Annotated in this window: 16 protein-coding genes and 1 tRNA gene; 10 read left to right on the top strand and 7 right to left on the bottom strand. The window is 57.0% G+C overall.

What is annotated here, in order from left to right:
* The first annotated feature begins 5 nt into the window (after positions 1-5).
* The 4 genes from UH5x_RS24845 to UH5x_RS24830 all read left to right on the top strand — a co-directional run bounded on the left by UH5x_RS24845 (position 6) and on the right by UH5x_RS24830 (position 6,736).
* The gene (locus tag UH5x_RS24845; protein ID WP_047815192.1) at positions 6-806 is read left to right on the top strand and encodes an inositol monophosphatase family protein; all 801 of its coding nucleotides are present in this window, start codon (positions 6-8) and stop codon (positions 804-806) included.
* On the top strand, positions 803-1,396 hold the full coding sequence (locus UH5x_RS24840) for a flavin reductase family protein (RefSeq protein ID WP_047815191.1): 594 nt from the start codon (positions 803-805) through the stop codon (positions 1,394-1,396). Before UH5x_RS24845 ends, UH5x_RS24840 begins: the two co-directional genes overlap by 4 nt.
* A gap of 172 nt (positions 1,397-1,568) precedes the next feature.
* Entirely contained in the window at positions 1,569-5,183 is a 3,615-nt protein-coding gene (locus UH5x_RS24835) for a PSD1 and planctomycete cytochrome C domain-containing protein (protein ID WP_482634022.1), read from the top strand.
* Positions 5,180-6,736, top strand: coding sequence for a DUF1501 domain-containing protein (locus UH5x_RS24830; protein ID WP_047815189.1), 1,557 nt, complete (start codon positions 5,180-5,182; stop codon positions 6,734-6,736). The genes UH5x_RS24835 and UH5x_RS24830 overlap by 4 nt, the downstream gene beginning before the upstream one ends.
* A 199-nt stretch (positions 6,737-6,935) precedes the next feature.
* Here UH5x_RS24830 and UH5x_RS24825 read toward each other — a convergent pair whose 3' ends face one another.
* A complete protein-coding gene (locus UH5x_RS24825; RefSeq protein ID WP_173442681.1) occupies positions 6,936-7,103 on the bottom strand; it encodes a hypothetical protein in 168 nt (55 codons plus the stop codon).
* Between the two features lie 333 nt (positions 7,104-7,436).
* Between UH5x_RS24825 and UH5x_RS24820 the strand changes: the two genes are divergently transcribed.
* Positions 7,437-7,510 (top strand) — tRNA-Asp (locus tag UH5x_RS24820).
* A 137-nt stretch (positions 7,511-7,647) separates the two neighbouring features.
* On the opposite strand, the gene UH5x_RS24815 is transcribed toward UH5x_RS24820, so the two are convergent.
* Both UH5x_RS24815 and UH5x_RS24810 read right to left on the bottom strand, forming a co-directional pair.
* Entirely contained in the window at positions 7,648-8,910 is a 1,263-nt protein-coding gene (locus UH5x_RS24815) for a hypothetical protein (RefSeq protein ID WP_482636071.1), read from the bottom strand.
* Between the two features lie 351 nt (positions 8,911-9,261).
* Positions 9,262-9,396 (bottom strand): hypothetical protein, encoded by a 135-nt coding sequence (locus tag UH5x_RS24810; protein WP_482634021.1) that lies wholly within the window; start codon positions 9,394-9,396, stop codon positions 9,262-9,264.
* A 215-nt stretch (positions 9,397-9,611) separates the two neighbouring features.
* Between UH5x_RS24810 and UH5x_RS24805 the strand changes: the two genes are divergently transcribed.
* Complete coding sequence (locus UH5x_RS24805; RefSeq protein WP_482634020.1) at positions 9,612-10,739, top strand: baeRF3 domain-containing protein; 1,128 nt, start codon at positions 9,612-9,614, stop codon at positions 10,737-10,739.
* A gap of 606 nt (positions 10,740-11,345) precedes the next feature.
* Here the strand turns inward: UH5x_RS24805 and UH5x_RS24800 are convergent.
* On the bottom strand, positions 11,346-11,585 hold the full coding sequence (locus UH5x_RS24800) for a hypothetical protein (RefSeq protein ID WP_482634019.1): 240 nt from the start codon (positions 11,583-11,585) through the stop codon (positions 11,346-11,348).
* A 35-nt stretch (positions 11,586-11,620) separates the two neighbouring features.
* Here UH5x_RS24800 and UH5x_RS24795 point away from each other — a divergent pair, with 35 nt between their 5' ends.
* The 3 genes from UH5x_RS24795 to UH5x_RS24785 all read left to right on the top strand — a co-directional run bounded on the left by UH5x_RS24795 (position 11,621) and on the right by UH5x_RS24785 (position 17,626).
* Positions 11,621-15,205: a protein kinase domain-containing protein gene (locus UH5x_RS24795; RefSeq protein ID WP_482634018.1), complete on the top strand. Its 3,585-nt coding sequence runs from the start codon at positions 11,621-11,623 to the stop codon at positions 15,203-15,205.
* Positions 15,202-16,287, top strand: a complete 1,086-nt coding sequence (locus UH5x_RS24790) for an EAL domain-containing protein (RefSeq protein ID WP_482634017.1) — start codon at positions 15,202-15,204, stop codon at positions 16,285-16,287. Before UH5x_RS24795 ends, UH5x_RS24790 begins: the two co-directional genes overlap by 4 nt.
* 181 nt (positions 16,288-16,468) lie before the next feature.
* Complete coding sequence (locus tag UH5x_RS24785) at positions 16,469-17,626, top strand: AraC family transcriptional regulator (RefSeq protein ID WP_173442680.1); 1,158 nt, start codon at positions 16,469-16,471, stop codon at positions 17,624-17,626.
* A 437-nt stretch (positions 17,627-18,063) separates the two neighbouring features.
* Here UH5x_RS24785 and UH5x_RS24780 read toward each other — a convergent pair whose 3' ends face one another.
* Together UH5x_RS24780 and UH5x_RS24775 are read right to left on the bottom strand one after the other, a co-directional pair.
* A complete protein-coding gene (locus UH5x_RS24780; protein ID WP_482634016.1) occupies positions 18,064-22,533 on the bottom strand; it encodes a PVC-type heme-binding CxxCH protein in 4,470 nt (1,489 codons plus the stop codon).
* Between the two features lie 223 nt (positions 22,534-22,756).
* Positions 22,757-23,815 (bottom strand): extracellular solute-binding protein, encoded by a 1,059-nt coding sequence (locus UH5x_RS24775; RefSeq protein WP_047815264.1) that lies wholly within the window; start codon positions 23,813-23,815, stop codon positions 22,757-22,759.
* On the opposite strand from UH5x_RS24775, the gene UH5x_RS24770 reads away from it, so the two are divergent.
* Positions 23,809-25,290, top strand: a complete 1,482-nt coding sequence (locus UH5x_RS24770; RefSeq protein WP_482634015.1) for a hypothetical protein — start codon at positions 23,809-23,811, stop codon at positions 25,288-25,290. The two genes, UH5x_RS24775 and UH5x_RS24770, sit on opposite strands and share 7 nt — an antisense overlap.
* Positions 25,291-25,314: 24 nt before the next feature.
* On the opposite strand, the gene UH5x_RS24765 is transcribed toward UH5x_RS24770, so the two are convergent.
* Positions 25,315-25,449 (bottom strand): hypothetical protein, encoded by a 135-nt coding sequence (locus tag UH5x_RS24765; RefSeq protein ID WP_482634014.1) that lies wholly within the window; start codon positions 25,447-25,449, stop codon positions 25,315-25,317.
* Positions 25,450-25,737: the final 288 nt, after the last annotated feature.

Raw genomic sequence — 25,737 nt, 5'->3', positions numbered from 1 at the left:
ACTTCATGGACAATGCCCATTTGAGGCTGGCCGTTGACGCGGCGCGCGCCGGAGCCGCTGAATTGATGTCACGACGCATTGATCGCGTCGTGAGCGAGAAAGCTCCCAAAGACCTTGTCACCGACGCTGATCTCGCATCGCAAAAAGCGATCCGCGAAATGCTGACCCAGGCCTACCCGGAATACGCATTTGTTGGCGAAGAAGAGGGTGAAAACGATCCGCCCGCCAACGTCCGTGCTGGGGATCCAGACGCTCCCCCGTGCTGGGTCGTGGACCCGCTGGATGGAACGATCAACTTCGTTCATCGACTGCAGAGCTTTGCGGTTTCCATCGGACTGTACGCCGCTGGCAAAATGCGACTGGGTGTGATCTACGATCCCACGCGAGATGAAATGTTCACCGCAATCGATGGACAAGGCGCCCATTGCAACGGGCAAAAAATGTCCGCCAGCGGATGCACGGCGATGGACGAAAGCCTGGTTGCCTGCAGCTTTCGAGCGGGCGTGACGGCGGATTCCCCCGAGGTCACTCGGTTCGTGAAGGTGCTCGAAAAGTGTCGTTCGTTGCGACGCTTGGGTTCGTGCGCCCTCAACATGTGCTACGTCGCTGATGGACGACTCGATGGGTACTGGGCCACCAACGTCGCGGCCTGGGATTCCGCTGCCGGAACCGTCATCGCTCGTGAATCAGGTGCCGTCTTGGAAGGCTATGGCGGCGCGGAATTTGATGATTGGAACCCCAAGTTCTGCGTGTCGGCCACACCGGAACTGCAGTCGCTTCTGACCCAACAATTGAGCGACACATGATCATCGACCCCAATGATGTTTCCATCAGCTCGGTCTATGAATCCATGGTCGCGCTGATCACACCTCGGCCGATTGCCTGGGTTTCGACTCTTTCACCCGACGGTGTCGCGAACCTTGCTCCGTACAGTTTCTTTGGCGGTGTGGGTGCCAACCCGCCGACGGTGATGTTCTGTCCGGTCAATCGATTGGACGGAACCGCCAAGGACACGCTCGCCAATGTTCGCGCGAACGGCCAGTTCGTGGTGAACGTGGTCACGGAGGAATTTGCGGAATCCATGAAAGAAACGGCGGCGGACGTGCGGCCCGATGAAGACGAATTCGTCTTGACCGGTCTGCAAAAGGCACCTTCAGTCAAAGTCGATGTGCCTCGCGTGGCCGATGTTGTCGCCGCGATGGAATGTGAAATGTTGACCTCCATGCAATTGGGGCCCGGGCGGGGAGGTGCCAACTTGGTTGTCGGTCGCATCGTTTCTTTCTACGTCGCAGATTCCGTGACTGGCACGAATGGATTGCCAGATCCTGAAAGAATTTTCACGATCGGTCGAATGGGTGGTCCGAGATACACACGGACTCGGGACCGCTTCGAATGAAGCCCTTGGAGGTCCACGAGGGCGTTTCCTTGCGTGCTGCCCGACTCGTCGAGGTGAATCATCACGAAAACCATTCCATCATGCTCCAAGTCTATTGGTTTGGAGCATGGTGGCGTTGGTAGTAAGATAGATCATCCCGCCCACCCAACCTTCCTCCTGCCTGGGTTCCTCGATGATCTGGAACGTCTTCGCGTCCTGTCGCACCTTTGGATGGATCGCTGCCACGCTGTTCCTCGCAAGCTCCGTGTTGGCCGACGAACCAACCCAACCCGCCAAGATCGATTTCGGCCGCGACATTCGTCCAATTCTCTCGGACAATTGCTTCGCCTGCCATGGACCGGACGAGCACGACCGAAAAGCCGGGGTGCGATTGGATTCGGCCGAAGGAATCGCGGATATCATCGATCAAGATGACTGGCAGGAAAGCTTGCTGATCGAGCGGGTCTCAACCGACGATTCCGACATGATCATGCCGCCAACGGATTTCCACAAACCGTTGTCGCCCGAGCAAATCAAACTGCTCAAGCAATGGGTCTCCGAAGGAGCCGTTTACGCCTCGCACTGGGCGTTCACGCCACCTCGCCGTCACGAACTGCCCTCGAACATCGACCAAGACGACGAAGCAGCTGGCAGAGATCGAATTGACCAATGGATCGATGTCGAACTGCAATCCATGGGACTGTCCTCGGCAGGAACCGCCGATCGCAGGACCCTTGCCCGCCGCGCTTCGCTCGACCTGACCGGATTGCCTCCGACCCTGGAACGAGTCGAGGCTTTTGTCGCTGATCCATCCCCGGAAGCCTACGAAAATTACATCGAGGAACTGCTCGCTTCGCCTGACTACGGCGAACACATGGCTCGGTTTTGGTTGGACCTGGTCCGTTATGGCGACACCCACGGCTTGCACCTGGACAACTACCGCGAAATGTGGCCGTATCGCGACTGGGTGATCGATGCCTTCAATCAAAACCTGTCGTTTGATCAATTCATCACACGGCAACTCGCGGGCGATTTGTTGCCCGAAACCGACGAAGCGGAATCACTGAGCAACAAGATCGCCAGCGGTTTCAATCGGCTGAATGTGACGACCAACGAAGGTGGTTCCATCTACGACGAAGTCTTCGCTCGCAACGTCATCGATCGCACCGATTCGTTCGGCACGATTTTCCTTGGATTGACCACTGGATGCTCCGTCTGTCACGACCACAAATTCGACCCGATCTCCCAAAAAGATTACTTCGCGCTGTCGGCATTCTTCAATTCGCTGGACGGGCGAGCGATGGACGGCAACAAGAAAGATCATGCCCCTGTGATCCGTGTTCCCTCCGAAGAACAATCGGCTGAACTGTCGCAAATCGCATCCGACATCGCCGACCTGGATCGAGAAATGGCAGGTCCACTCCTGGAAGTGGATGCCGCTCAACTTCAATGGCAACAATCGCTGGCATCGACCGAAGAATCGGTTCACGCGAATCTGATGCCCGCGGAAGTCACCACGAAGAACAAAGGCAAATTCAAACAGAACGAGGATGGCACCGTCGAATGGGACGGCACGCCGCCGGCCAAAGAAGTGATGCAAATTGTCTCGCCTCTGCCAGCGGGCACATGGCAAATGCTGCAATTGCACGCGATCACTGATGAAGAACATCCACGCGTTGGCACGGCGTCCAACCAGAACGCAGTGCTCAGCGAGATCAAAATTGAAACTCGCCCCGACGATCAATCAGACTGGGTCGAAATCCCAATCCGTTCGGCAACCGCCACGCGAGCGCAAGACAGCGACAGTTTCACAGTGGACAAAGCGATCGACGGAAAGATCGATGCCACCACCGGTTGGGCTGTCGGCGGTCACGAAGCGACGGGCGACCGGACGGCTTGGTTCGTGATCCCCGCTACCGAAGTCCCCGTCTCAGAAAACGAGAGCGGCCAAATCCGAGTTTCGCTGCACTACGAGTCCGTGCACGTTTCTCACATGCTTCGCAAGGTTGCTCTCTCACTGCATTCTTCCGCGAACCAAGTGCCAGCGGACCAGCGAATCGTCTTGGGTGAATCGCATTTGATCGGCCCGCTTCCCATCGAGAACGTTGGCAAGGGCCTGAACGAAACTTTCGCAGGCGAGGACCAAAACAAATTGGATCCCACCCAAGCAATCACGCTCGAAGACAGCGAACATCAATGGCAACCTCGTGCGGACATCGTTTCGATTCTTGCCAACGAATTGCCCACCCTGGATGACTCACCGAGCGTGTCGGTGGTTCATCAACTCATCCGTTCGCCATCGGATCAATCGGTTGAGTTGATGCTGGGCACGGACGAGGGCAGCGTCCTGTTCCTCAACGGCAAAGAAATCGCCAAACAAAAACTCGGCAAACGCAAAGACAACGAGTTCCAACCTCTGAGCAACCGTCACACCCTGGCGTTGAAAAAGGGTGACAATCACTTGTTCATCCGACACGTCAACCGCAGCGGGCCTGCGACATTGACGTTTGCAATCGACTCGCCCAGCGTGCAGTTTGCCGAACCGTTGACGGAACGATTGGCCTCTCTACCCGCCCCAACTGACAACGAAGAGTCGCCGAGTTTGGATTGGCGAGCCGCGCGAGCGTTCTACCGCGAAGTGGTTTGTGATCACCCCCGCTGGATCGCGCTCAATGACATGCGTGACGGCATGCGGGCGATGCAAGACAAGATCAAAGGCCAAATCCCCACGACGTTGGTTTGGAAAGAAACGGCCACCCCGCGTGACGCGTTCATCTTGGAACGTGGGCTGTATGATTCTCCCGGTGAAAAGGTGGAGCGAGCTGTGCCTGGCTTCCTGCCTGAATTCCCCGAAGGTGCTCCCAACGACCGTTTGGGACTATCCCAGTGGTTGCTTCGCGAGGACCATCCGCTGACCGCGCGCGTTGCCGTCAATCGATTTTGGCAACAACTGTTTGGGCATGGTTTGGTCAAAAGCAGTGAAGACTTCGGTAGCCAAGGGCACCTGCCTTCGCACCCTGAATTGCTAGATGAATTGGCAATCGATTTTCGCGAGAGCGGATGGGACGTGAAGGAGATGATGAAGCGATTGGTGATGACCGAGACTTATCGCCGTGACGCGACAGCGACCAGCCAAATGCTGGCGGTGGACCCCAGCAATCGCTACTTCGCACGTGGCCCGAGATTTCGACTGGATGCGGAAACGCTCCGCGATCAAATGCTTTCTGTTTCCGGGTTGCTGGTCACCACGCGAGGTGGACCGAGCGTCAAACCACCTCAGCCCGCTGGGCTTTGGGAAGCGGTGGGTTACACAGACAGTGACACGGCCAACTTTGTGCCCGACGAAGGCGAAAAAACGGTTCGCCGGAGCGTCTACACGTTTTGGAAACGGACCAGCGCCCCGGCCGTGATGTCGACCTTCGACGCCCCCAGTCGCGAATCCTGCACCGCGCGTCGCGAACGAACCAACACGCCCATGCAAGCCTTGCTGTTGCTCAATGAAACGCAAGCGGTGGCGGCAGCTCGAGCCATGGCGGACGAGATCACCGCCTCGCCGACTCCCGATCCATCGGACTGGGAAGCGATCTCACGCAAGCGACTTCAGTCGGCTTTCCAACGCGTGACCCTCCGGCCGATCGAAACCAACGAACTGCGGTCGCTCGAACGCTTGTTGGCGGATTTAACCGAACACTATTCGGTCCAACTCGAGGAAGCCCGGCTGTTGGTCGGAGCCCCCGATCCTGAATTGGCCGCATGGACCGTCGTGATGAACACCCTTTTGAACCTGGACGAGGTGGTTTGCAAATGAGTCGCTCTGAATTTCCCTGCGAAGACTGGAACTCGCTGACGCAATCACCATTGATGTCGTCCGTCCTGCAGCAACGCATGCAACACCTGACCCGCCGGTCGTTGTTTTCAAGCGCCGCGGCGGGACTCGGTGCCGCCGCCCTGGCCTCGATGCCAGGGATGGCTCGCGCCGTCGACAGCCAACCAGTTTCGCTGGACGCGCCTCCCGCCGGCCCCTCAGGCACCGGCGTCCCCGGGCAACCTGGATTGCCACACCACGAACCGGCCGCCAAACGAGCCATCTACTTGTTCATGTCGGGTGCCCCCAGCCAAATGGACATGTGGGATCACAAACCACAGATGGCCGATTGGTTTGACAAAGACTTGCCCGAATCCATTCGGCAGGGACAACGCTTGACGACGATGACGAGCGGCCAGTCCCGCTTTCCGATCGCACCGAGCATTTATCAATTCAGCCCGCACGGTGCCAACGGCACGATGGCCAGCGAACTGATCCCGCACATGGCCAAGAAGGTCGACGAGATCGCCCTGGTCAAATCGATGTACACCGAGGCGATCAATCACGATCCCGCGATCACTTACATCTGCACCGGCAATCAGTTGCCCGGCAAAGCGTCCTTGGGATCGTGGCTGAGCTACGGGCTGGGGACCGAAAACGAAGACCTGCCTGCGTTCCTGGTGATGACCGCGTCATGGACCGGGCGCAAACAAGCCCAAGCGCTTTACAACCGCCTCTGGGGAAGCGGGTACCTGCCCAGCAAGTACCAAGGCGTCGCACTGCGAAGTGCAGGTGATCCCGTGCTCTATCTTTCCAACCCCGCCGGCATCGATCCCGGTGTCAGACGTCGGATGCTCGACACACTGGAAGAACTCAATCGCAACACGCTCGACCGCTGGCATGATCCTGAAACCGAAGCCCGGATCGCACAGTACGAAATGGCGTTCAAGATGCAAACCAGCGTTCCTGAACTCACCGACTTGAGCGATGAACCGCAACACGTGCTCGATCTCTACGGTCCCGACGTCACCAACCCCGGCACCTTTGCGAACTGTTGCTTGATGGCACGCCGGATGGCCGAGCGGGGTGTTCGCTTCACTCAAATTTTCCATCGCGGCTGGGACCAACACGGGGCCTTGCCGAAGGATCTGCCCAACCAATGCCGCGACACCGACCAACCTTCCGCGGGCCTGCTCACCGACCTGAAACAACGCGGACTGCTCGATGACACATTGGTGGTCTGGGGCGGCGAATTTGGCCGCACCATTTATTGCCAAGGTGCGTTGACCAAAACCAACTATGGCCGAGACCACCACCCGAAGTGTTTCTCGATCTGGATGGCCGGCGCCGGAATCAAGCAAGGCGTGGTGCACGGTGAGACGGACGAGTTCAGCTACAACATTGTTCGCGACGGAGTTCACATCCGCGATCTGAACGCCACGATTCTGAATCAGATGGGAATCGATCACGAACGATTCACCTACCCGTTCCAAGGGCTGGACCAGCGTTTGACGGGCGTGGAAGAAGCTCGCGTCGTTCGCGAATTACTCGCGTAGGGAGCATTCGGGAAGTCAGCCCCTGGCACCTTTGCCAGGAAGGCCCCTCGGGTGCGGTGCACCAATGGCACGCAACACTTGTTTCCCGAGCAATGCTCTGAGTCTACGAAAAAACGAAGCTCGTCGAACAGGTCGGCGGCTTCGCTGATTCAAATGGGTGGTCGCTTTTCGAAGTCGATCGTTGGATGAGACAATCCGTTTAAATTCGGAATTTGTCACCGCGTAAGCAGAGGAATCCACTCAAAACGGATGCGGTGGAAAGCAGCATCCACTGGAATTTTGTCAGGTGAAGGAAGTAAAGTTTGAACTCCCACCAACAGTCCCAGAAGTAATCGACGATTGAAAAGGCGAGCAGGAAAGCGTCCATGGCGGAACTCTCGATTGCATGTGTTTCACGGGAGACGTGTTACCAAACCTAGTTCGAGGAGCTTGAGTCGTCGGACAGTTCCCTGGACTGCGAAGCAGAAACCCTCAGATGCGAGATTCCCGCAAGGCTCGATCGCTAAAACCGGCACAAAACGACACCGAAGAGAGGGTACCGAACAAAATTTTCGGCGACCCCTCAGACCGGCCTTGCAAGCAAACCGAGCATAGATATACTCCACCCCATCACAGCGGAGATGAGAGTCTCTTCCTTTCACTGTGAGCCTTGGAAGAAGATTGAAAGTCGTTTTTTGAACGCTTTGATCTCCCTCTGCGAGGCGCGGTAGCTCAATTGGTTAGAGCCCCGGACTGTCGATCCGGAGGTTGCGGGTTCGATTCCCGTCCGCGTCGCTTCAAAAAAAGCCCAGCTGTTTCAGCTGGGCTTTTTTTATGCGCGGCTGGAATTGCCTCCGCCCCCACCCGTAGCCGGATTCGCCAAGAATTCGGTTGAGGAGGAGGACAATCCAGGTGGATCACTCCGAACTCGATCAGAACTTGCTGATGACTTTGAGAACGGATTTGAGTTGCTCGTTCTCGGTGGTGTCCCATGCGACACTCGCGTTGGACTTCAGCTTCATGACCGCATCCCTGGTTCTCTGCTGCAGATTTCCCAAGGTGGTGTGACGCGTCAGCACCAACTCATTTGAATCCAACTGGAACTGCACCCATTGGGCGTCACGTTCCTGAACGGTTTCTTCTGTGGTGAACCTTTGGTAGTTCGAACGACGCTGCATTGCGGGTGTCTTCCGCTGCAGTTCTGGAGTTGCCAACTCAGCGATCATTTCGTCTTCCCCGTCGATCACCTTCGGATCGGCACGTCGACTGATGTCATCGTCGCGATCCCCCAGGTCCGCACCGGTTTCGGCGTCTGGGTTAGCAGCCAATGGATTGTCGACCCGGTAGTCTCGGTCTGGGTCGTAATCGTCCGCGTCATAGATGGAGTCATCGGAATAGGGCAGCGTTGCCGAAAGCGTTTGGATTTCACGTTCACTGATTCGGGCACCCAAGTCGCGTCCGGTGCCGAGTCGGCCCGCAGCCGAAGCAATGGCACCCTCCACTCCGTCTTCCACGGCATCGGCCATGTTGGCCTCTTCCGCAGGCGTCTCATCGACGTAGTCATCCACCCGGTAATTATCGACATCGATCGGGGGACGGGCGGCAGTCCATTCATCATCGCTGCCGGGATCATCCACGCCGGCGGGAGTCTCGGTATCGAATCGTTCCAATCCATTGGATTGAACGGTTTGTTGGTCTTCTGATCGATCGACACTTTCGGTCGCTGACGCCTTGGGTGGACGTGTCCGTCGCAACTCTTCGGCGAGCTGTTCCCCGACTTCCTTTGGATCCGGCAACGGCTCCTCCGAGTGACGCTCGGGGGATTGCTGTTGCGATCCCGCTTGATGTCGTTCGGAATTGACTTGCGACGATTCCGTCACAGGATTGCCCGATTGCTCAGCCTGTTGCCCACGCAATTTCCAGCCAAACGATTCCAAGGACTGAATCACCTCGGTCGACTGCCGCACCAATTGCTCAAACTCAGCAACCTGTTGCGGGTCCTTCGTGCGTTGAACGGATTCGGAGGCAAGCTTGCGAACCAAGCTCGCGTCACTCCAAATCACGCCGGCCAATCCCCAGTCGCTGATACGATTGGTCTCGCTCTTTTCGAGCCCCGAGAGGTTCCGTTGCGTATCGACTCGCTCGACGGCACGCGAATCTTGCGCGGAAACGTTATCGAGCCCAGCGGTTGCCATGCCTGCCACCAGGAACGCCGCCAGAGTGGATCGCCGCCAACTTCGCGATGATTGCGTTGGCGAAGATGAAACGACAAGGCCACGAGCATTTTTCAGCAGGCTGCCATCAACATGAGGTTGCAATTTGCGTGAACGAGACATGGAAAAGTCCTTTGTTTGGCTAGATCGAGCGGGGAGACGAGACTCGAGTTTGGCTTCACCCTTCGTTCGCCCACTGCGGCAGCTGAGACAACAAAGTGCCTGGTGGGCTCCATTGCATCGTAAGCCAAACGGTCAGTGGTTTGGGGAGGAAGCTCAAAACGAGCGAGTGACGGGTATGCAGGAATCGTGCCAGGAAACCGCAGTTGTCACTCAACGCCCCAAACAAGCGACTTCGTCGACACGGACGGTGCCCAACGGCCAGTCCAACCACTCGCTCCATTCCGCCAAACGACCGCGAATCATCCATGTTGCCTGTTCACAGCACATGCACACTGGTTCCGGCATGCCAGATTGATCGGCTGGGACCAAATCCGCGGGAAGAAAGAGACTCGGGAACTGCAATCCAACTTGCCATCAGCGCAAAATACAAGGCGAAGGGAACGTGATGGCTGGTCGCTCGCTGGGCAGTCGCTCTCGAGCTCGTCAGCCGGCATTGAATTTGCGGCTTGCTTCGCTAGACGATTGAACCACTTCACTGCCAGAAAGAAAGGACGTCGACTGTGATCGCTTTTCCAACCAAACCGCAACTGATTGAACTCTTGGAGCACGAACAGGGGGAATGCGTTTCCATTTTGATGGGCACCTACCAGTCAGGTCGCGACACCAACCAGAACTCCATTCGGTTCAGAAACTTGGTCCGACAGGCATCCGATGAAGCGCGCAAGCAGAACAGCCCGCTGCTTCCCAAACTGGAAGAACTGGCAAATCTTTCTCGCAACTCAACGTTCTGGCAACATCAAGCCGCTGGGTTGGCGATCTACGTCAGCGAGAATTTCGAAGAGCGAGTCTTGTTGAGCCATGACCCCGGGGAGTCCGTCTCGATCGGCCCGGAGTTCAACGTGCGCCCGATCGCCAGCGTCGCATGCGGCGAAACAAACCTGATGACACTGGCTCTCTCTTGGGAGCGTGCTCGTTTGTTCCGATCCAATGGTCACACGACGATGGAGATCGAAGACGAAATCTTCCCGCTGACGATGGACGAGTTGGTGACCGCTCGCGACCCTGAAAAGCAACTTCAGTATTCGTCGCACGAATCCTTCGGAGGTGGCGGTTCTGAAACCGTGATGTACCACGGGCATGGCAACGGGGAAGACAAAATCAAGGCGGATCGACGTGCGTACCTCTCTCGTGTCGGTGAGCACGTCTCGAAACGTCTCTACAACACCGACCAACAACTCGTTGTGATCGCAACGGAAGAGGTGGCTGGCCACTTTGATGCAGCAACCGAATCGCTTGAACTGGCCCAGTGCATTCATGTCAGTCCAGATGGATTGACGGACTCCCAACTGGACGCACGCATCACCGCTTTTGCAAAAGAGCACAATCAACACAACGACGACGTGATTGTGAACCGATTGGGCTCGGCGATGGCGGACAACCAAGGTTCCGATGACTTGAAGGAGGTGGTGCTGGCTGCCACGGAGGGCCGAGTGGACACCTTGCTGCTCGGACAAGACCAACCAATCCTTGGACGATGCGATGCAACCAGCCACCAGGTCACTCTCGATGAGGAAGGGAACGATCTGCTCAACACTGCCGTTCGTCATACCCTGAAGTCAGGCGGAACGGTCCGTCGGCTGCAGGACAATTCTTCCACTCACCCGCTGGCCGCCGTTTTCCGCTATTGAGCGGAGTCCGAGATGCGACCGGACTGGTCTCGGCATCGGAGCGGTATGAACCGCTCCGTGTGTTCCCGAGATGCCGTTCGGAGATGCCCAATCGATACTTGGACGATTTCGCAGCCCTCACTGGTGCACGTCTGATCGCGGGAACCTCGATGTCGTCCGGATCAAAGTCACTTGGTTGAAGACCTTGGCAACCCAATGAGATTGCACGAGTCGCATGGCAACATCCTCCGCTCAATCCACCAAATCGGATTCACAGGACGTTCGCGCGTGTTTGATGACGAAGCGACTTTCAATGGGAATCCGGTCACTTCGAGAACGACCAATCAAGGATCAATCAAGGATCAATCTTCCGACGACGTCTCTTTGAAACCGGGGTCCAGGGCACCATCTGGCTGGGACTGGTGGACGAATACGGCGAAGCCAGCGCCGCCTTTCGAGCTGCACCTGCTCATGACGATGCGGTTGTTTTCGTCGCTGACTTCTTGGCACCACTGAACGATTCCTTGGCAATGCACGGCGAAACCAACCTGACAACTCCTGCCGACACAGGAACCGTGGACGCCTTTCTGGGACTGGTTTGGTACCCGTTCGGAAACCGAAAACATCTCAACGAGCCCAATTCGCTCCGCTGCTACCGGTTGCGGCACCGACCAGCTTCTCGGTTGACTTGGTACGGTAAGGCGATCCGATTTTACCGGCATAACCCTCCGTTCTTGCCTCAGGCAACCGGTCCTTGCCGTGTTCGACAATCGTTTGATCCGATTTTGACACCACGCCGCCCATGCCGAGCCACATTTGTTGGTGATACTCGGAAACCCCGGACTCTCGCGTGCGCGGTCCACTCATCCATCGGGCGTCACATTCCTTTTGCGATGTGACTCATGCTTAGCGATGCCACTCTCGACGTCCAGATCGCTTCCACCCCGCTTCGGATGATTTCCGCTGGGGCAGATGGGGAGATCCTCGTCGATGATGGTGGATTCGAATGGCGCATTCTCAACCAAGCCAGCCCCGAACGCGTCCAACAGATCACGCTGCAGTCCAGCCTGTTCCCACTGGTCAATCACCCGTGCATTCGGTCGGTGATTCCGTCGCACGCTGACAACGGCGTCTTGGAACTCAAGCTCACCATCCCTGATGGACTGGACCCGATCAAGGATCGGCTTTCCAACCGAGCGAGTGAACTAGGACTTCTGGCGAGACTTCGCATCTCGACCCAACTGGTGGACGCTTGCGCCGAGGCCCATCGCGTCGGTTTGTATCAAGGTGGATTTCATGCTTCCACGATTCTGGTGTCCGTTGCCAACGAAAAATCCGACGCATCCATCCACATCGATTTCACTGCGACCGATTGCACGGATGAAGATCGAAACACAGATCACTCCATCGAAGGTGATCTGAACGGCCTGCGAGATTTGTTGGCGTGGTTGCTGGATGATATCTCCGACACCGAACTCCCGGGTGAAGTTTCCAAGTATCTCCGCGGTCGACAACGAGCCATCCTCAAGCAGTGGCTACACAAGTCGGACGACCAACCTGCGCCTTCGCTCGGCCAATGGAAGTCCGTCTTTGCCCCCGTCGCAATCGAGGTAGAGAACGATGCGTCGGTCGACACCACCGGGGTGATCCAAGCCCCATTCATGCCCATCGGAACAGGCAGCACCAGTCGGTGGACCAAGGATGCTGCTGGCGGCATTCGAGTCACGGAGGTTCCCCAGCAATTGGGACGCTTTCAAATTCAAGAGTTGATTGGCGAAGGTGGCATGGGTTCGGTGTACCGAGCCATTGATCTTTCCAACAATGAAACAATCGCGATCAAAGTCCTGCGAAACGCCGGAAAGGACGTTGCGCATGCGATCCGGCGGTTTCGCAAAGAAGCCCGTTTGCTCGGCAACGTCCAAAATGACCACATCACTCAGTTCATCGATGTGGGTGAGGACGCCGGCCTGCACTACTTTGCGATGGAGTTCGTCGATGGAATCGACTTGAAGACATGGCTCGAGGAGCGGCCGGGATTGACTGAATCAGAAGCCCTTCAAATCGCAGCGGATTTGTCGCGAGCCTTGGTGGACGCTCACTCGCAAGAAGTCATCCATCGTGACATCAAACCAGAGAACATCCTGCTGAAGCGAAGGCCAGAAGTGACATCGCAACCAAGCGATGTCCCCCTGGTACAACGCCCCTTCAGTGACTTCACTCTCAAATTGACGGACTTTGGGATTGCGAGACACGTCCATCAATCCCAATCCATGGAAGTGACCCAGGCGGGTTCGGTCGTTGGCACGCCCAAGTACATGTCACCCGAACAGTGCAAGTCGTCTGACGAATTGGATCCCACCACCGACGTTTACTCGATCGGCATCACCTTGTTCGAGCTGCTGACCGGGAGCGTTCCCTATCAAGCCGATGAATTCATGAAGCTTGCCGCAATGCACTGCTTCGATCCGATCCCATCCGTTCAGAAACGCAACGCGACGATCAGCGAATCAGCCAACCGAATTGTTCAACGAGCATTGGCAAAGGACCCGACTCAGCGTTACGGCGATGCATCCCAACTGCTGACGGACCTCCAGCGATTGCTGCGAGGCGATCCCGCCGACGTGCAAGCTCACCCTCGTCTACCCGCTGACCACACTGAAAAGAAGCTTTGGGAGAAGACCGCGTCCTGGCAACTTGAAAGTGACGCCCCCTCTTTGTGGCCGCTCGTATCAAACACCGAGCGTCTCAATGAAGCCATCGGATTGCCGGCAGTCGACTACCGAACCGAGAAGGACCCCAAACTCGGACTGCGAAAGTTCGGTTCCTTCTCGCTCAGTGGCGTCAAGGTTTCGTGGGAGGAGCACCCGTTCGAATGGATCGAAGGACAACGAATGGGCATTCTTCGCGAATTCGACTCGGGGCCTTTCAGGTGGTTCATGAGTGTCGTCACCCTCGAACCACATCCCAATGGCGGAACCCGCCTTTCTCACCAAATCAAAATTGAGCCACGCAATTTCCTGGGACGTGTTCTGACGACCGTCGAGGCGGACTGGAAGGGATTCCGAAATCTCGACAAGGTTTATCGGCGAATGGATCGTTCGCTGCGAGGCAAATTGACAACCAAGCAAGGCAGTGACGCGTTCACCGACACACCGAAGATGACGCGTTCACAGTTGCTCCGCCTGAACCAGAGACTGAACCAGCTGAAGGAAGCGGGCGTGCGTCCTGAAGTTGCCAATTGCTTGGGACAAGTCGTCCGGGAATGGTCCCCGCAAGAGCTCGGCTCACTACGTCCACTGGTGATCGCCGATCGACTCAAGATCCCAAGCAGCGAGATGATCGACGCTTGTCTTTTGGCAGCCGACGCGGGGATCCTGAACCTCCACTGGGACGTCCTCTGCCCAACCTGCCGAGTCTCGGCCAACAACACGCAACAGCTCGCCGAGATTGAATCCCACACGCACTGCGAAACCTGTGACATGGACTTCCAATCGAACTTGGCCGGTGCAATCGAGATGGTGTTTCAAACCCATCCTGAAATCCGCCAAGTCAACACGGGACAGTACTGCATCGGTGGTCCGGAACACTCACCTCACGTGGTCGTTCAACTTCGCATCGAAGCCGGTGAATGCTTGCAGTTGCCGATAGACTTGCCCCCAGGAGACTACCTCCTTCGAGGACCGCGCATTCCGAACACGCAGAGCCTTCGTGTCCAATCGACCTCGGCTCCTTCCACTTGGGACGGAGAACTCTCCCGTCTAGGAACCAGCCACTACATCCCCAAACTCCGTGCTGGCCGCCAGGTGCTGACACTGCACAACGATTTGGAAACGCTTCAAGTCATCCGGATCGAACGCATGATCCCTCGCGGCGATGTGGTGACCGCCGCGGCCGCGGCAGCGAATCCAATGTTCCGAAAACTTTTTCCTCACCAACAATTTGCGGGCAACAACCCAATCCTCACCGAAACGATGACGTTCTTGGCGACATCCATCAACAACATCGACGAACTGTACGCTTCGCTGGGAGACTCCGAGGCCTATTCGGCAGTGCATGGGCACCATGCGATTTTGGAACGATGCGTTGCAGGGTCAGGGGGCACACTCGTCAAAACAATCGGTGAAAAATCGTTGGCTTCATTTGCGACTCGCGAGAACGCAATCATCGCAGCGGAGCGCATTCGGGCTGAGTGGATGGAATCGAAACTCGCAGAGGTGTGGCTGGGAATCGGCGTGCACAGCGGCCCCACCTTGATGACGACTCAAAACAATCAACTGGACTATTTCGGCAGCACAGTACGCGCCGTCACGATGCTTCCCGAACTTGCCGGCAATGCGACCTTGCTGACCGAGCCCATTTATGCGGATCGCAGTTTGGCAGATCGCCTGCCCACACTGAACGACGAAATCGAGTCGGTGGATCTACCTGGGAGCCCAGAAACTCGAATCAAACGCCTTGCCTTCCCTCTTGCAGGTAGCTTGTCATGATCACTCCCTCACAACCTCAAAGTCAGTGGGTGCTGACGGAGTACGGCAGCGGGAACCAGCAGCGTCGCACGATCAAGGTTCCCAACCGAATCGCAACCGTCGGACGCACCGACGATGCGGACGTGTGCATTGCCGTGTCATCCGTATCCAAACAACATGCAAAAATCTGGGTCGACGAGGATGGGTTGCACGTCGAGGATCTGGGCAGCACCAATGGGACCCATCACAACGGCCGTCCGGTGCGAGAGGCATCGTTGGTGGAAGGTGATTTGTTGCAGTTCGCCAATGCCGTTTTCCGTGTGGGATGCCAGCAAGAAGAGTTACCAGATGGAACGCTGGAAGAAGGCCTGATCCCATGGGCACAAACGCTGCTGACGTTCGAGCGTTTGCTATCGCAACGAGCGGTGGTGCCGCATTATCAACCCATCATCACGATGGATCGGTTGTCCACCCCAGGTTACGAGGTTCTCGCGCGAAGCGACTTGCCTGAACTCAAGAGCCCCGCCGCGATGTTCGAAATCGCGGAGCGTTTGGGTCAGAATGCAGCACTCAGCGAAATAATGCGTGAGGAGGCGTCGCGGTTGTTGATGACCGCGAATAAAACCGATTCCAAAATCTTCCTCAACACGCACCCGGATGAACTCGCAACCGAACGTCTGCTCACGTCCCTTGCCGAACTTCGTGACCGGTACCCTTCCCTCGCATTTGTGATTGAAATCCACGAAGGTGCGGTCACCGAAGTCGAACAGATGCGTTCACTTCGCGAGCAATTGGCGCATCTCGGCATGCAGCTTTCCTATGACGACTTTGGCGCGGGACAGGGACGCCTGTTGGAGTTGGTGGAAGTGCCGCCAGACATACTCAAGTTCGACATGCAGCTGATCCGAGACATTGACCAAGCGTCAGCGAGCCGGCAAGACCTGTTGAGATCACTCATCCGAATTGCCCAAGACACGGGATCCATCACGCTGGCCGAAGGGGTTGAAACGGAAGCCGAGCACGAAACCTGCGTCCAACTTGGATTTGAACTTGGACAAGGTTTTCTGTACGGGCGTCCGGCGACCGTTGACCATGTCCACTGATCAATCTCGAGATCGACGACCAACCCCGTCAAATAGATCAATCAACATGTCTTTTATGACACTGGACGATTGAGTCGATCGTCTATGATTGGCGGTGGATTGGGTGGTCTCTGGCTGCCCTTTTTCCATGTCGGATCGCGAGGAATCGCCTCGCTCGCAAGACCTGATTTGTTGGACGAAGATGCCAAAGCAGAAAGCGGTCGCTCTCCTCATCGAAACGTCCAACGCTTACGCGCGAGGCCTGCTCGGTGGAATCGCCTCGTATATCCACGAGCATGACCTTTGGTCGATCTACTTGGTCGAACAAGAACGAGGGGCAGCGCCCCCATCTTGGCTGGATGACTGGGAGGGGGATGGAGTGATTGCCCGGATCGAAAATGAAGAAATCGCCTCCTCGATTCGCCAACTGAAGATCCCGGTCGTGGATGTCAGTGCCGCCCGCCGGATCCCCAACATCCCGTGGGTCGAAACCAATGACGTTGCCATTGGCGAATTGGCCTACCAACATTTTCGCGAACGCGGCTTTGAGCACTTCGCTTTTTGTGGCGAATCGAGATTCAATTGGTCAGTGCTCCGCCGCCAAGCCTTCGAAGCTCGCGTCAAAGAAGACGGGTTCGAATGCCTCTCGTTTGATTTTGATGTGGACGATCAACGTCCTCGATCCCTGAAACGAGAACGCGAACGGTTGGCGGAGTGGGTCTTGTCGCTCCAACATCCCATTGGAGTCTTGGCGTGTTACGACATCATGGCTCAAAAGATTTTGGATATCTGTCGTTTGCACGGCATCAAAGTCCCCAGTGAACTCGCGTTGCTGGGCGTGGACAATGACGAGTTGCTCTGCGACTTGTGCACGCCACCGTTGTCCAGCGTCGTCCCTGCGGCCCATCAAACAGGCCGTGAAGCGGCAGGACTGTTGGATGCGATGATGCGGGGCGAGGAGGTCGGTGCAGAACCGCATTTGATTGAACCCCTGGGCGTGGCGACTCGGCAATCAACCGACGTGCTGGCCATCAAAGACCCTGAGATTGCCGCCGCAGTACGCTTCATTCGTGACCACTGCTGCGACGGCATCAACGTGCAAGACGTCGTTAAAAAAGTCCCCCTCTCGCGACGCGTGTTTGAAAGCCGTTTCCTGGCTTTGATGGGACGCACCCCTCACCAAGAGATCACGCGGCGGCGTATCGAACGGGTGCGTTATTTGTTGATCGAAACCGACCTGACTCTCGTGCAAATCTCTCGCCGAACAGGTTTCCAAAACCACGAATACATGAGCGTCGCGTTCCGACGCGTCATGGGACATCCACCGGCCACCTACCGACGCAAGTTCCGAAAGATCTAATCGGCATTTTTCTGGCGGCACCAAGTCCGCAATCTCAGCATTTTCGATCGTTCTGCGTTCAGCAGACTGTTGATTTAGTCAGCCGGAACGCGATAGCGTCCGGTTCGTCTCCGGTAACCGCGGGCTAGCGTCCGTCGGCTGATCGTTCGAACTGCGAAACGTTTTAAATCAACACGCTGCTAGGGTCTCTGATATTTGAAGAACGATAGGGCGAGCAAATTTGCGCACGCGAATTGTCAAACCCACAAGCGGCTCGCTCGATCAAAAACGCGGAGAGGCGGAGGAGCGGAGATCGCGGAAGATATCAGTCGGCCGCATGACTCCGCGACCTCCGCTCCTCAGTTCACTCCACGTTTCAACGCTCTGGTTTCGCAAGCCCATCCAAGCGACCATCTCGCAACAGCGTGGTGACCGCGAGACAAGTTGCGAATTCCAGATCAGGGTGATTCGATGGTGATCGCCACGAAGATCGGAGAACTACTGTCGTCGCCTTTGATCAGCTCGATGCTTTGCAACGCATCTTGCCGTTTCGGCGTCAGCTTCAGGTAACGAACCTGTTGGCCACGAACATCGAATGCGAATTCAGACTTTGGCACATCCACTCGGCGGATGTAGTCTGCGAAATGCACCCCATTGAGAAGCTTGTGATCTTCCACTTCTCCATCGGCATAGTTCAGACGAATGGTTGCGGTGTGCGATCCCTCTGCCCCAAACGGGAATCCCCAACCGCTGACCGCCCCCAGAACATGGATCGCGGAAGCGTTCGCGTTGCAGACGATTGGCACCTGCTTTGGCATCGACGGTGGCTTGCTGCCTTGTGGCCCATGCAACAAAATCACATTGGGAACGCGCCCTTCTTGCGGATCGACCAAGGTGAACGGCACCCCGTTGTGTTCCTTCGGCCCCCAATCTGAAAAGAGGATTCGGTCAGGGCCGTTGTCACCGTTGCTGAACATGCCTTTTGTGCTGACCGCCGTTGCGATTCCCGAAAATGACAAAGGCGTGTACTTGCCACGAGCCGTCAAAAACTCGAGCAAGTTCGTCATCTCTTCCTGTTTGATTTGGCTCTCAAATCCTTCTGGCATCAGCGATTGGCTGGAAGCATTCAATTGTTCAATCTCTTCTCGCAGAACCGTGTGACGTTTGGCTTGGGCATCAATCAATTCAATCGAAGTTCGCGACTCGCCACCAAGCATGCCTGTGATCACCTGCCCTTCGGTCGTCAGCACGGCGAACGTTCGGAAGTTGCCTTCCACACTTTGGTTGGGATCCAAGATGTGCGTCAGCAGTTCCTGCTTCGGATGAACCGCCATGCCGGTCAAGTCGGGCCCCACATCGGCTCCTTCGCCGCTGTGGCGATGGCAATTGGCACAATGCTTCTTGAAGACCTGTGCTCCCAGCGTCGCATTGCCTTTCGCCTGTGCAACCGGCAACCACTCGTGCAGCAAGGCCACACGGTTCGCCGTTGGCACGCCACCGGAAGACTTCAACAACTTCTGAGCTCGCTCCTTGATCGACTTGTCAGGGTGATTGCTCAACGCCTGACGCTGGTCGAGTGAGAGGTCTGACATTCGCAATTCACCGGATTCGACGCTGTCAATCAATTCCAACGTCGTGTTGGGACGCGACAACAACACGCGAATGATGGATCCGCGAACCGAAGGGGTTGAGGCCGCGGTTTGCTCGATCAAAGCACCACCAAGCTCTTCACTCCGGCTGGACTTGAGAGCTTCCAAGATTCCCGAGGTCGTGGTGGGTGATGTTTGCGGACCAATGCTTTCCAGCAGATCGAACACCACGTCGTCTTCGCTCGGCTGCATCGCGACCAATTGGCGAGCGGAGCTGATTCGGTCTCTGTCGCTGAGGGAATCGTCTTGGACCAACTCGATCAACTGCTCGGCCAGCTCCGCGACCTTTTCAGTCAGTGCATCGGTGCCCCACTTTTCAGACAGCTGAACGAGCTGGCTCTGCTGGTCCACGGAGACTTGTTCGAACAGGCTGACCAACCGAGATTCTGCGGCTTCGGGAAGCTCGACACTGTGATCACTTGGCCATCCCTTCGCGAGTCCTGCCAACACACCTGAGGCATTTCCATCGGCGGTCTTGGCGACCGCTTGAATCAATCGTTGCAGCGCATCGGCATCAGGTTGTGAACGGGCAAAGTGCTCACTGATCACGTTCAGACGCCCCCGAATCGAACGCGACAAATCCCCCTCAGGTGCGGATGCCAACACGGCTGGCAAAGCGTCGCCACCATGCATAGCAGTGGCACTGGTCCACGCATCGAGCAACCACCGGTCGTCACCGAGACGCGTCATCGTTTGCACCAGTGCCCCGACAACCGCACCGGTGGTTGGCGAGCTGGGTTCGGCCAGCTTCAACAGCGCCGCCAATTGGACTTGAGCATTGGCATCGTTCAGCACACCTGATTCGATCAATTGCTGAATGTCCTCTTCGGAACTTCCGAGCACGCTCACCGCCGAGCGACGAACACCCGCACTGGGGTGTTGCAGAGCTTCGTGAACGGCAGTGTCGATGGTCGCGTCTCCATTGCCAACCAATCCCAAACCTTCCAGCGTCCAAAGTGCGTGAATCGCACCCGGAGTCAAACCAATCGCATCCTGTTCCTGATCCGCCATCAAATTCAACAAAGCGGACACGGTGGCATCATCGAGATGCCCCAATTGAACCAACAAACGCTGGGCTTGCGATCGAACCGGCATGGCCGAATGGCTCAAAGCGGCCACCAAGCCGGGCACATCGTCCGAGCTCAAACGGGGAACGGAAACGGTTTCGGGTGCCTCTCCATCGGTGACCAAGCGATAGACACGACCGTGTTTTTTGTCTCGCAGGTCGGTCTCGTAAGCGTTGCCCTGGCCCGTTTCAAAGCCGTGAGGTGTCGGGTTGTGTTGGACGATGTAGTTGTACCAATCCAACACCCAAACAAACCCGTCCGGTCCCGTCTCGGCCATGATCGGTGCCGCCCACTCATCGTCACTGGCGACCAAGTTGAACGGGCTGGTGCTTTTGAATCCGGCTCCGTCTGGCGTCAACACAAACGTGCCGACCAAGTGACCGGTCGGGCCGCACACAAACGCGGTTCGATTCCACCAGGCTTGTGGGTACTGACGAGCGGTGTAGACGCCGTGACCTGCCGCAGCGGTGTAACCACCATGCTGGTCAACCTGGCGGATGTTTGGCGTGATCGGATCAAACAGGTGCGTGTCCGAAATCATCTGCAACGTTTGGGGTGACCAACCGCGAACCTGTTCGTAATAGCGGTTGGGAATTGCCAGGAAGTTGCTGGGGTTGCGGTTGGCAGTGGACCCAAACACCAGACCTTCCTCGGTGAATCCCAGCCCCCAAGTGTTGTTGTTGGTGGCCCGCATGAACTCCAGCTTCTCGACTCGCAACGTGTGATCGGAGAAGTCGTTTCCAGCGGTCGATCCGGCGATTGCGTTGGCTTCCCCGTTGGGATCTGCGTCGATTTTGAACCTCCAGAATCCCTGGCGGAACCCTTGTTGGCGTTCCCCATTGATGACCGGACGAGACGCGTTGTAGCCCTGCATCCCCCAGATCCAGTTGTCCAATCCGTAGCGGAAGTTGCTGACGCCACCATGCGTGTCGCCCAGTGCCCAACCGGTGATCAGAGATTGACGGAAGTCAGCTTTGTCGTCGCCATCAACGTCCTTCAAGAAAACCGTTTCTTGGCCGTCCTGCACGATGACACCACCGCGATAGCACACCAACGTGGTGGGAATGCTGAGTTCCTCGGCGAACAGGGTGAACTTGTCGGCCACGCCGTCTTGATCGGTGTCTTCGCAAATCCGGATGCGGTCGCGGCCCTTGCCTTGGGGCTGCAATTCATTGGGGTAGTCCATCGTTTCGCAAACCCACAAACGCCCCCGCTCGTCCCAAGTCATCGCGATCGGTTTGCCCCCCATGTCCGCTTCCGAGGCCCACAGTTCCATGTGCATGCCTTGGGGATTGGTGTAGCGTTTGATCGACTCTTTCGGCGGGAGAGGATCCTGCATCAGTGTTTTCAGTTCGCCCTGTTCACCCCACTTTTCGCCGGCGGTGTAGTTCGGAATTTTGGCGCCGACATCGGTGAACGAGAACGGTTTTTCGCCTTTGGGGAGCGAGGTCATTTCGGGGACCGGGAAGGCTGCCGCATCGGCAAACTCACCGGCCTGTTGGGGATCCTTCTTGGCGACCCAGCGGATACCACGTTCGACCAGATTCAGAAATCCGGGGTTGGTCCAGGTGCGAGTGTCGTGCCCCCAAGCGGTGTAGAAGACTCGTCCGGTGCCCTGGTCGCGAACCCACGTCCATGGTTCTCGCCCGCTTGAATCGACTCGGTATTCCAACACCGTCCGATTTGATTCATTGTGAAGGTGGTGAACGTAGGTTTCGTCCCAACTTTCAAAACCGCTGTAACCACGCATCAACTCGTGACCGGGTTCGGCGGGAGTCGTTCGGAACACCCCCGTCCCGTGACGCTGAAACTGAGCTCCCATCAAGGCCACGATCTCTGGGTTGTTGCGAAAGCAGTACGTCGCACAATGAAGCGGAACAAATCCGCCGCCGTCTTCGACGTATTGCAACAATGCGTCGGCGTGTGCTTTTTCGATTTCATCGATGTTGGCGTACAGCACCAAGGCGTCGTATGCGTTCAGCTGGTCCAGATTCAGCACCGACATGTCGTCGGTGTAGGTCAAATCAATTCCATTGCGTTGCATGACCGGCTGCAACTCATCAAACCGCGGTTTGGGTTGATGGTGTCCGTTGTCACCCAAGAACAACACGTTGAGTCGATGGTCCTCGGCGGACGCGTTCTCAGCGTGCCACGCGAAAGTGAACGTCCAAGACGTCAAGAAGACGAGGGCAAGCAGCAAGGTGTTCTTCATAGGGTTGGGACGACAAAGAATGCCGTGATACGAAGTGTTCGGGGGAGGCGTGACGCGGTTGCGTCCATGGCGAGCGCGCGAAACAAGGCGACCAAAGCCATTGCCATCCAATCAACGACTGGATGCTAAACCTAGAACCGCAAGCAACAATGAGGAAACACGCTCGCGGCATGTGATATTTCACCACTGGCTGAAAGCGTCTGTGTTGGGCAAAGCCCTTTGCTCAATTTGCAAACAAATCCGCCAGCGTCTTGGCCCAGGTATCCCAATCCTCGGCGGCGGCTTCGAAATCCACCCGCATCCATCGCACCGGCTCTTCCGGCAAGACGGCGGGCGGGAAGTTGGAATCTTTGCTGATCGGCAATTGGCTGCTGCGTCCCATCGCCAAACGGTCTTCGATCTCGGGGGTCATCAAAAAATCAGCGAGCTTGCCTGCCGCGATCGGATGAGGGGCATCCTTGAGGATCGCCAGCGTGTTTGGAATCCGAAGGGTCCCTGGCTGCTCGGGCTGTTGGTCCGGGTAAATGATTTCGACGGGGTACCCCAAATCCTTTTCGATGATCGCGTCATCGGTGTCGGTCAGTCCCCAAGCCACCTTGCCGGACGAAACGGCTTGTGCGACTTGCTTGTTTCCAGACAGCACCACCGCATTGTCATGGATCTGTTGCAGCAATTCCAATGTCGCTTCCCGCCCCATGATCTCCCTCAGCACGGCAAAATGAGTGGCGGTGGTCCCAAACAAAGGGCGAGCCATCGCACAGTTCTGCGCCCACTTGGGGTCCGCCAATTCATCCACGCGAGTCGGGCGTTCATCAGCATCCACAATCATTTCCGTGTTGATCAACAACACCCGAGCGCGAGCCGCAAACCCGCACCAAGTTCCATCACTGGCGACCATGTCCTGCGGCCACGTCGACGGGACTTGCCAATCATGCGGTTCCAAGATGCCGAGCTTCTGCAGACGGACCGTGTGCATGATTTCGTTGTTCCAAAACAGATCACAACGGGGGGCATCGGCCTCCGCGATCAATTGATTGGCCAGCCCGACGGTTTTGGTGGATTCAATGTCGAACTTGCCCACCACACCGATCTCGTTGTCGGCCGATCGTTCGAAGGCCGCCAAAATTGGCGAAGCAAATTCCTCGTCGAGCGCCGAATACACGACCACGTCGGATTCGCTACGAGACACACAACCGGAACAAAGCATCAGCCCCGCCACCAGGAAACCCCGGCTCAGGGCAGAAAACGAGGCAGCAGGGGCATCGACAGTTTTCAATGACATGGCGGGCCGAGTACGCTGGAGGAATGATGGACAAACGATTGCAGACTCAATTATGGCGTGTGCTGTTCGCGATGGCGATCGGTGGGATCGTTTCGTTCCCCCTCCCAACTCTCTTTGCGGACGAAAGTTCCGATTCCAAGGCTGGATGGCTGACTCGTGAAAGCCAGCACTTGCGATTGACCAGCGACGTCGACGACCCGGCCTTGCTGGACGATTTGGTGCGATCCTTTGACGACGCGGTCCCTCAGTGGCTGGCGTTTTGGAACGTGCCTGAATCCCAAGCCGCTCAGTGGAAGATCCAAGCCTACTTGATGCAGAACGTGGACGCGTTTCGGCAATCAGGAGCCGTGCCCGATTACCTGCCACGATTTGAACACGGTTACGCGACGCCCAACACCATTTGGATCCGGTACCAAGACACGCCCTACTACAATCGGCACTTGGTGCTGCACGAAGGCATCCACTCACTCGCGATTGAATTGTTCGGGGCTGGTGGCCCGAGTTGGTACATGGAAGGCACCGCTGAACTGCTGGCCCTGCACCGTGATCGCGTGCCCGCGCCGTCGCGGAAACCTCGCTTAGGAGTTCCCGGCAACGCGGGTGTGCTGGCTCAATCGATGGATGCTTTCACCATCAACCAACTGCCTCGCAACCGTTTGGACACACCGGGCTGGGGCCGCTACAAAATGGTGGCTCGCCAGCGTGAAGCGGGAACACAGCCCACACTGAAAAGTGTTTTGAAACTTCCCACCCAACTGAACGGCAAAGTCGAAGCCTACACCTGGTGCTGGGCCGCCGCGTCGTTGTTCACACAAGCCCCCGAATCACGAGACGCCTTTTTGAAAGCGGCTCGCCGGGGCTCGGATCAGACCGAGGCATTCACCTCGGAGTTTTATCGAGACGTTGCCGCAGAATGGCCGGTCCTGTCAGCGCGTTGGCGATTGATGCTCCACGACTTGGACTATGGGTTCGACTGGTCGCGTCACCAAGTGCAGCTCTCCACCGCCGACCCGCGAGCCAACGGATCGGTGATCCAAATGAACGTGACGCCCGACCAGTCCTGGCAATCCGTTGGTGTGTGGTTCCCCCAGGGTGCCAAGCTACGATTCGCTGCGGAAGGTCGCTGCCACGTCACCCCGGATTGGATCAGCGAACCAGCCGGCATCACGCTGGAATACAACCGCGGTTCTCCGCTTGGACAACTGCAAGTCTGCGTACTCCCGATCGCGACACCCGCCGGCAAGACGATTCCGCCATTGGACATTCGCCCGGTCATCCCCCGAGCCGACGTGGCCGCTTTCACGGCATCCCCATCCTCGACGAAAGCCCCCCCCGTCACCGGATCGCAACTCGTCGAGATCACCGAACCTTCGTGGGTGCTGTTGAGAATCAATCTCCCCGCCGGTCACTCCCCGGTCGAGGCCACCAACACCCCGCAAGAAGCCTACCAAGTCCAAATCACACCGAGTCGGTGAGAGCTAGCTTCTAGCTTCTAGCTTCTAGCTTCTAGCTTCTAGCTCGTACTCGTACTCGTACTCGTACTCGTACTCGGCATCAGCATCGGCATCAGCATCGGCATCAGCATCAGCATCAGCATCAGCATCAGCATCAGCATCAGCATCAGCAATCAGCAATCAGCAATCAGCAATCAGCAATCAGCAATCAGCAATCAGCAATCGGCAATCGGCAATCGGCAATCGAAGATCCCAACCGCGGAGCGGCAACAGATCGTCACGGCACGTTCCCAACTGTCGTCGCTCCGCGACTGCGTGAATCGCGAGACGCACGGATGACCTTGGGTTGAAACCCAAGGCTGGCGGCTATCGTCGCTCCGCGACTGGACGTGCGTGTTCCCGCCCCCCCTCGGCCACCCATCAATCCCGCATGGTGGCTGATTCCGCATGGTGGCTGGCACCTACCGG

The sequence above is a fragment of the Rhodopirellula sp. UH5 genome, from assembly GCF_056839225.1.
This window is presented reverse-complemented; position numbering and strand designations above follow the sequence as displayed.

Bases quoted from the DNA above. Each gene is read 5' to 3' on its own strand.
- UH5x_RS24845 (WP_047815192.1), top strand. From the start codon at position 6: ATGGACAATGCCCATTTGAGGCTGGCCGTTGACGCGGCGCGCGCCGGA.
- UH5x_RS24840 (WP_047815191.1), top strand. From the start codon at position 803: ATGATCATCGACCCCAATGATGTTTCCATCAGCTCGGTCTATGAATCC.
- UH5x_RS24835 (WP_482634022.1), top strand. From the start codon at position 1,569: ATGATCTGGAACGTCTTCGCGTCCTGTCGCACCTTTGGATGGATCGCT.
- UH5x_RS24830 (WP_047815189.1), top strand. From the start codon at position 5,180: ATGAGTCGCTCTGAATTTCCCTGCGAAGACTGGAACTCGCTGACGCAA.
- UH5x_RS24825 (WP_173442681.1), bottom strand. From the start codon at position 7,103: ATGGACGCTTTCCTGCTCGCCTTTTCAATCGTCGATTACTTCTGGGAC.
- UH5x_RS24815 (WP_482636071.1), bottom strand. From the start codon at position 8,910: ATGGCAACCGCTGGGCTCGATAACGTTTCCGCGCAAGATTCGCGTGCC.
- UH5x_RS24810 (WP_482634021.1), bottom strand. From the start codon at position 9,396: ATGCCGGAACCAGTGTGCATGTGCTGTGAACAGGCAACATGGATGATT.
- UH5x_RS24800 (WP_482634019.1), bottom strand. From the start codon at position 11,585: ATGAGTGGACCGCGCACGCGAGAGTCCGGGGTTTCCGAGTATCACCAA.
- UH5x_RS24795 (WP_482634018.1), top strand. From the start codon at position 11,621: ATGCTTAGCGATGCCACTCTCGACGTCCAGATCGCTTCCACCCCGCTT.
- UH5x_RS24790 (WP_482634017.1), top strand. From the start codon at position 15,202: ATGATCACTCCCTCACAACCTCAAAGTCAGTGGGTGCTGACGGAGTAC.
- UH5x_RS24785 (WP_173442680.1), top strand. From the start codon at position 16,469: ATGCCAAAGCAGAAAGCGGTCGCTCTCCTCATCGAAACGTCCAACGCT.
- UH5x_RS24780 (WP_482634016.1), bottom strand. From the start codon at position 22,533: ATGAAGAACACCTTGCTGCTTGCCCTCGTCTTCTTGACGTCTTGGACG.
- UH5x_RS24770 (WP_482634015.1), top strand. From the start codon at position 23,809: ATGACATGGCGGGCCGAGTACGCTGGAGGAATGATGGACAAACGATTG.
- UH5x_RS24775 (WP_047815264.1), bottom strand. From the start codon at position 23,815: ATGTCATTGAAAACTGTCGATGCCCCTGCTGCCTCGTTTTCTGCCCTG.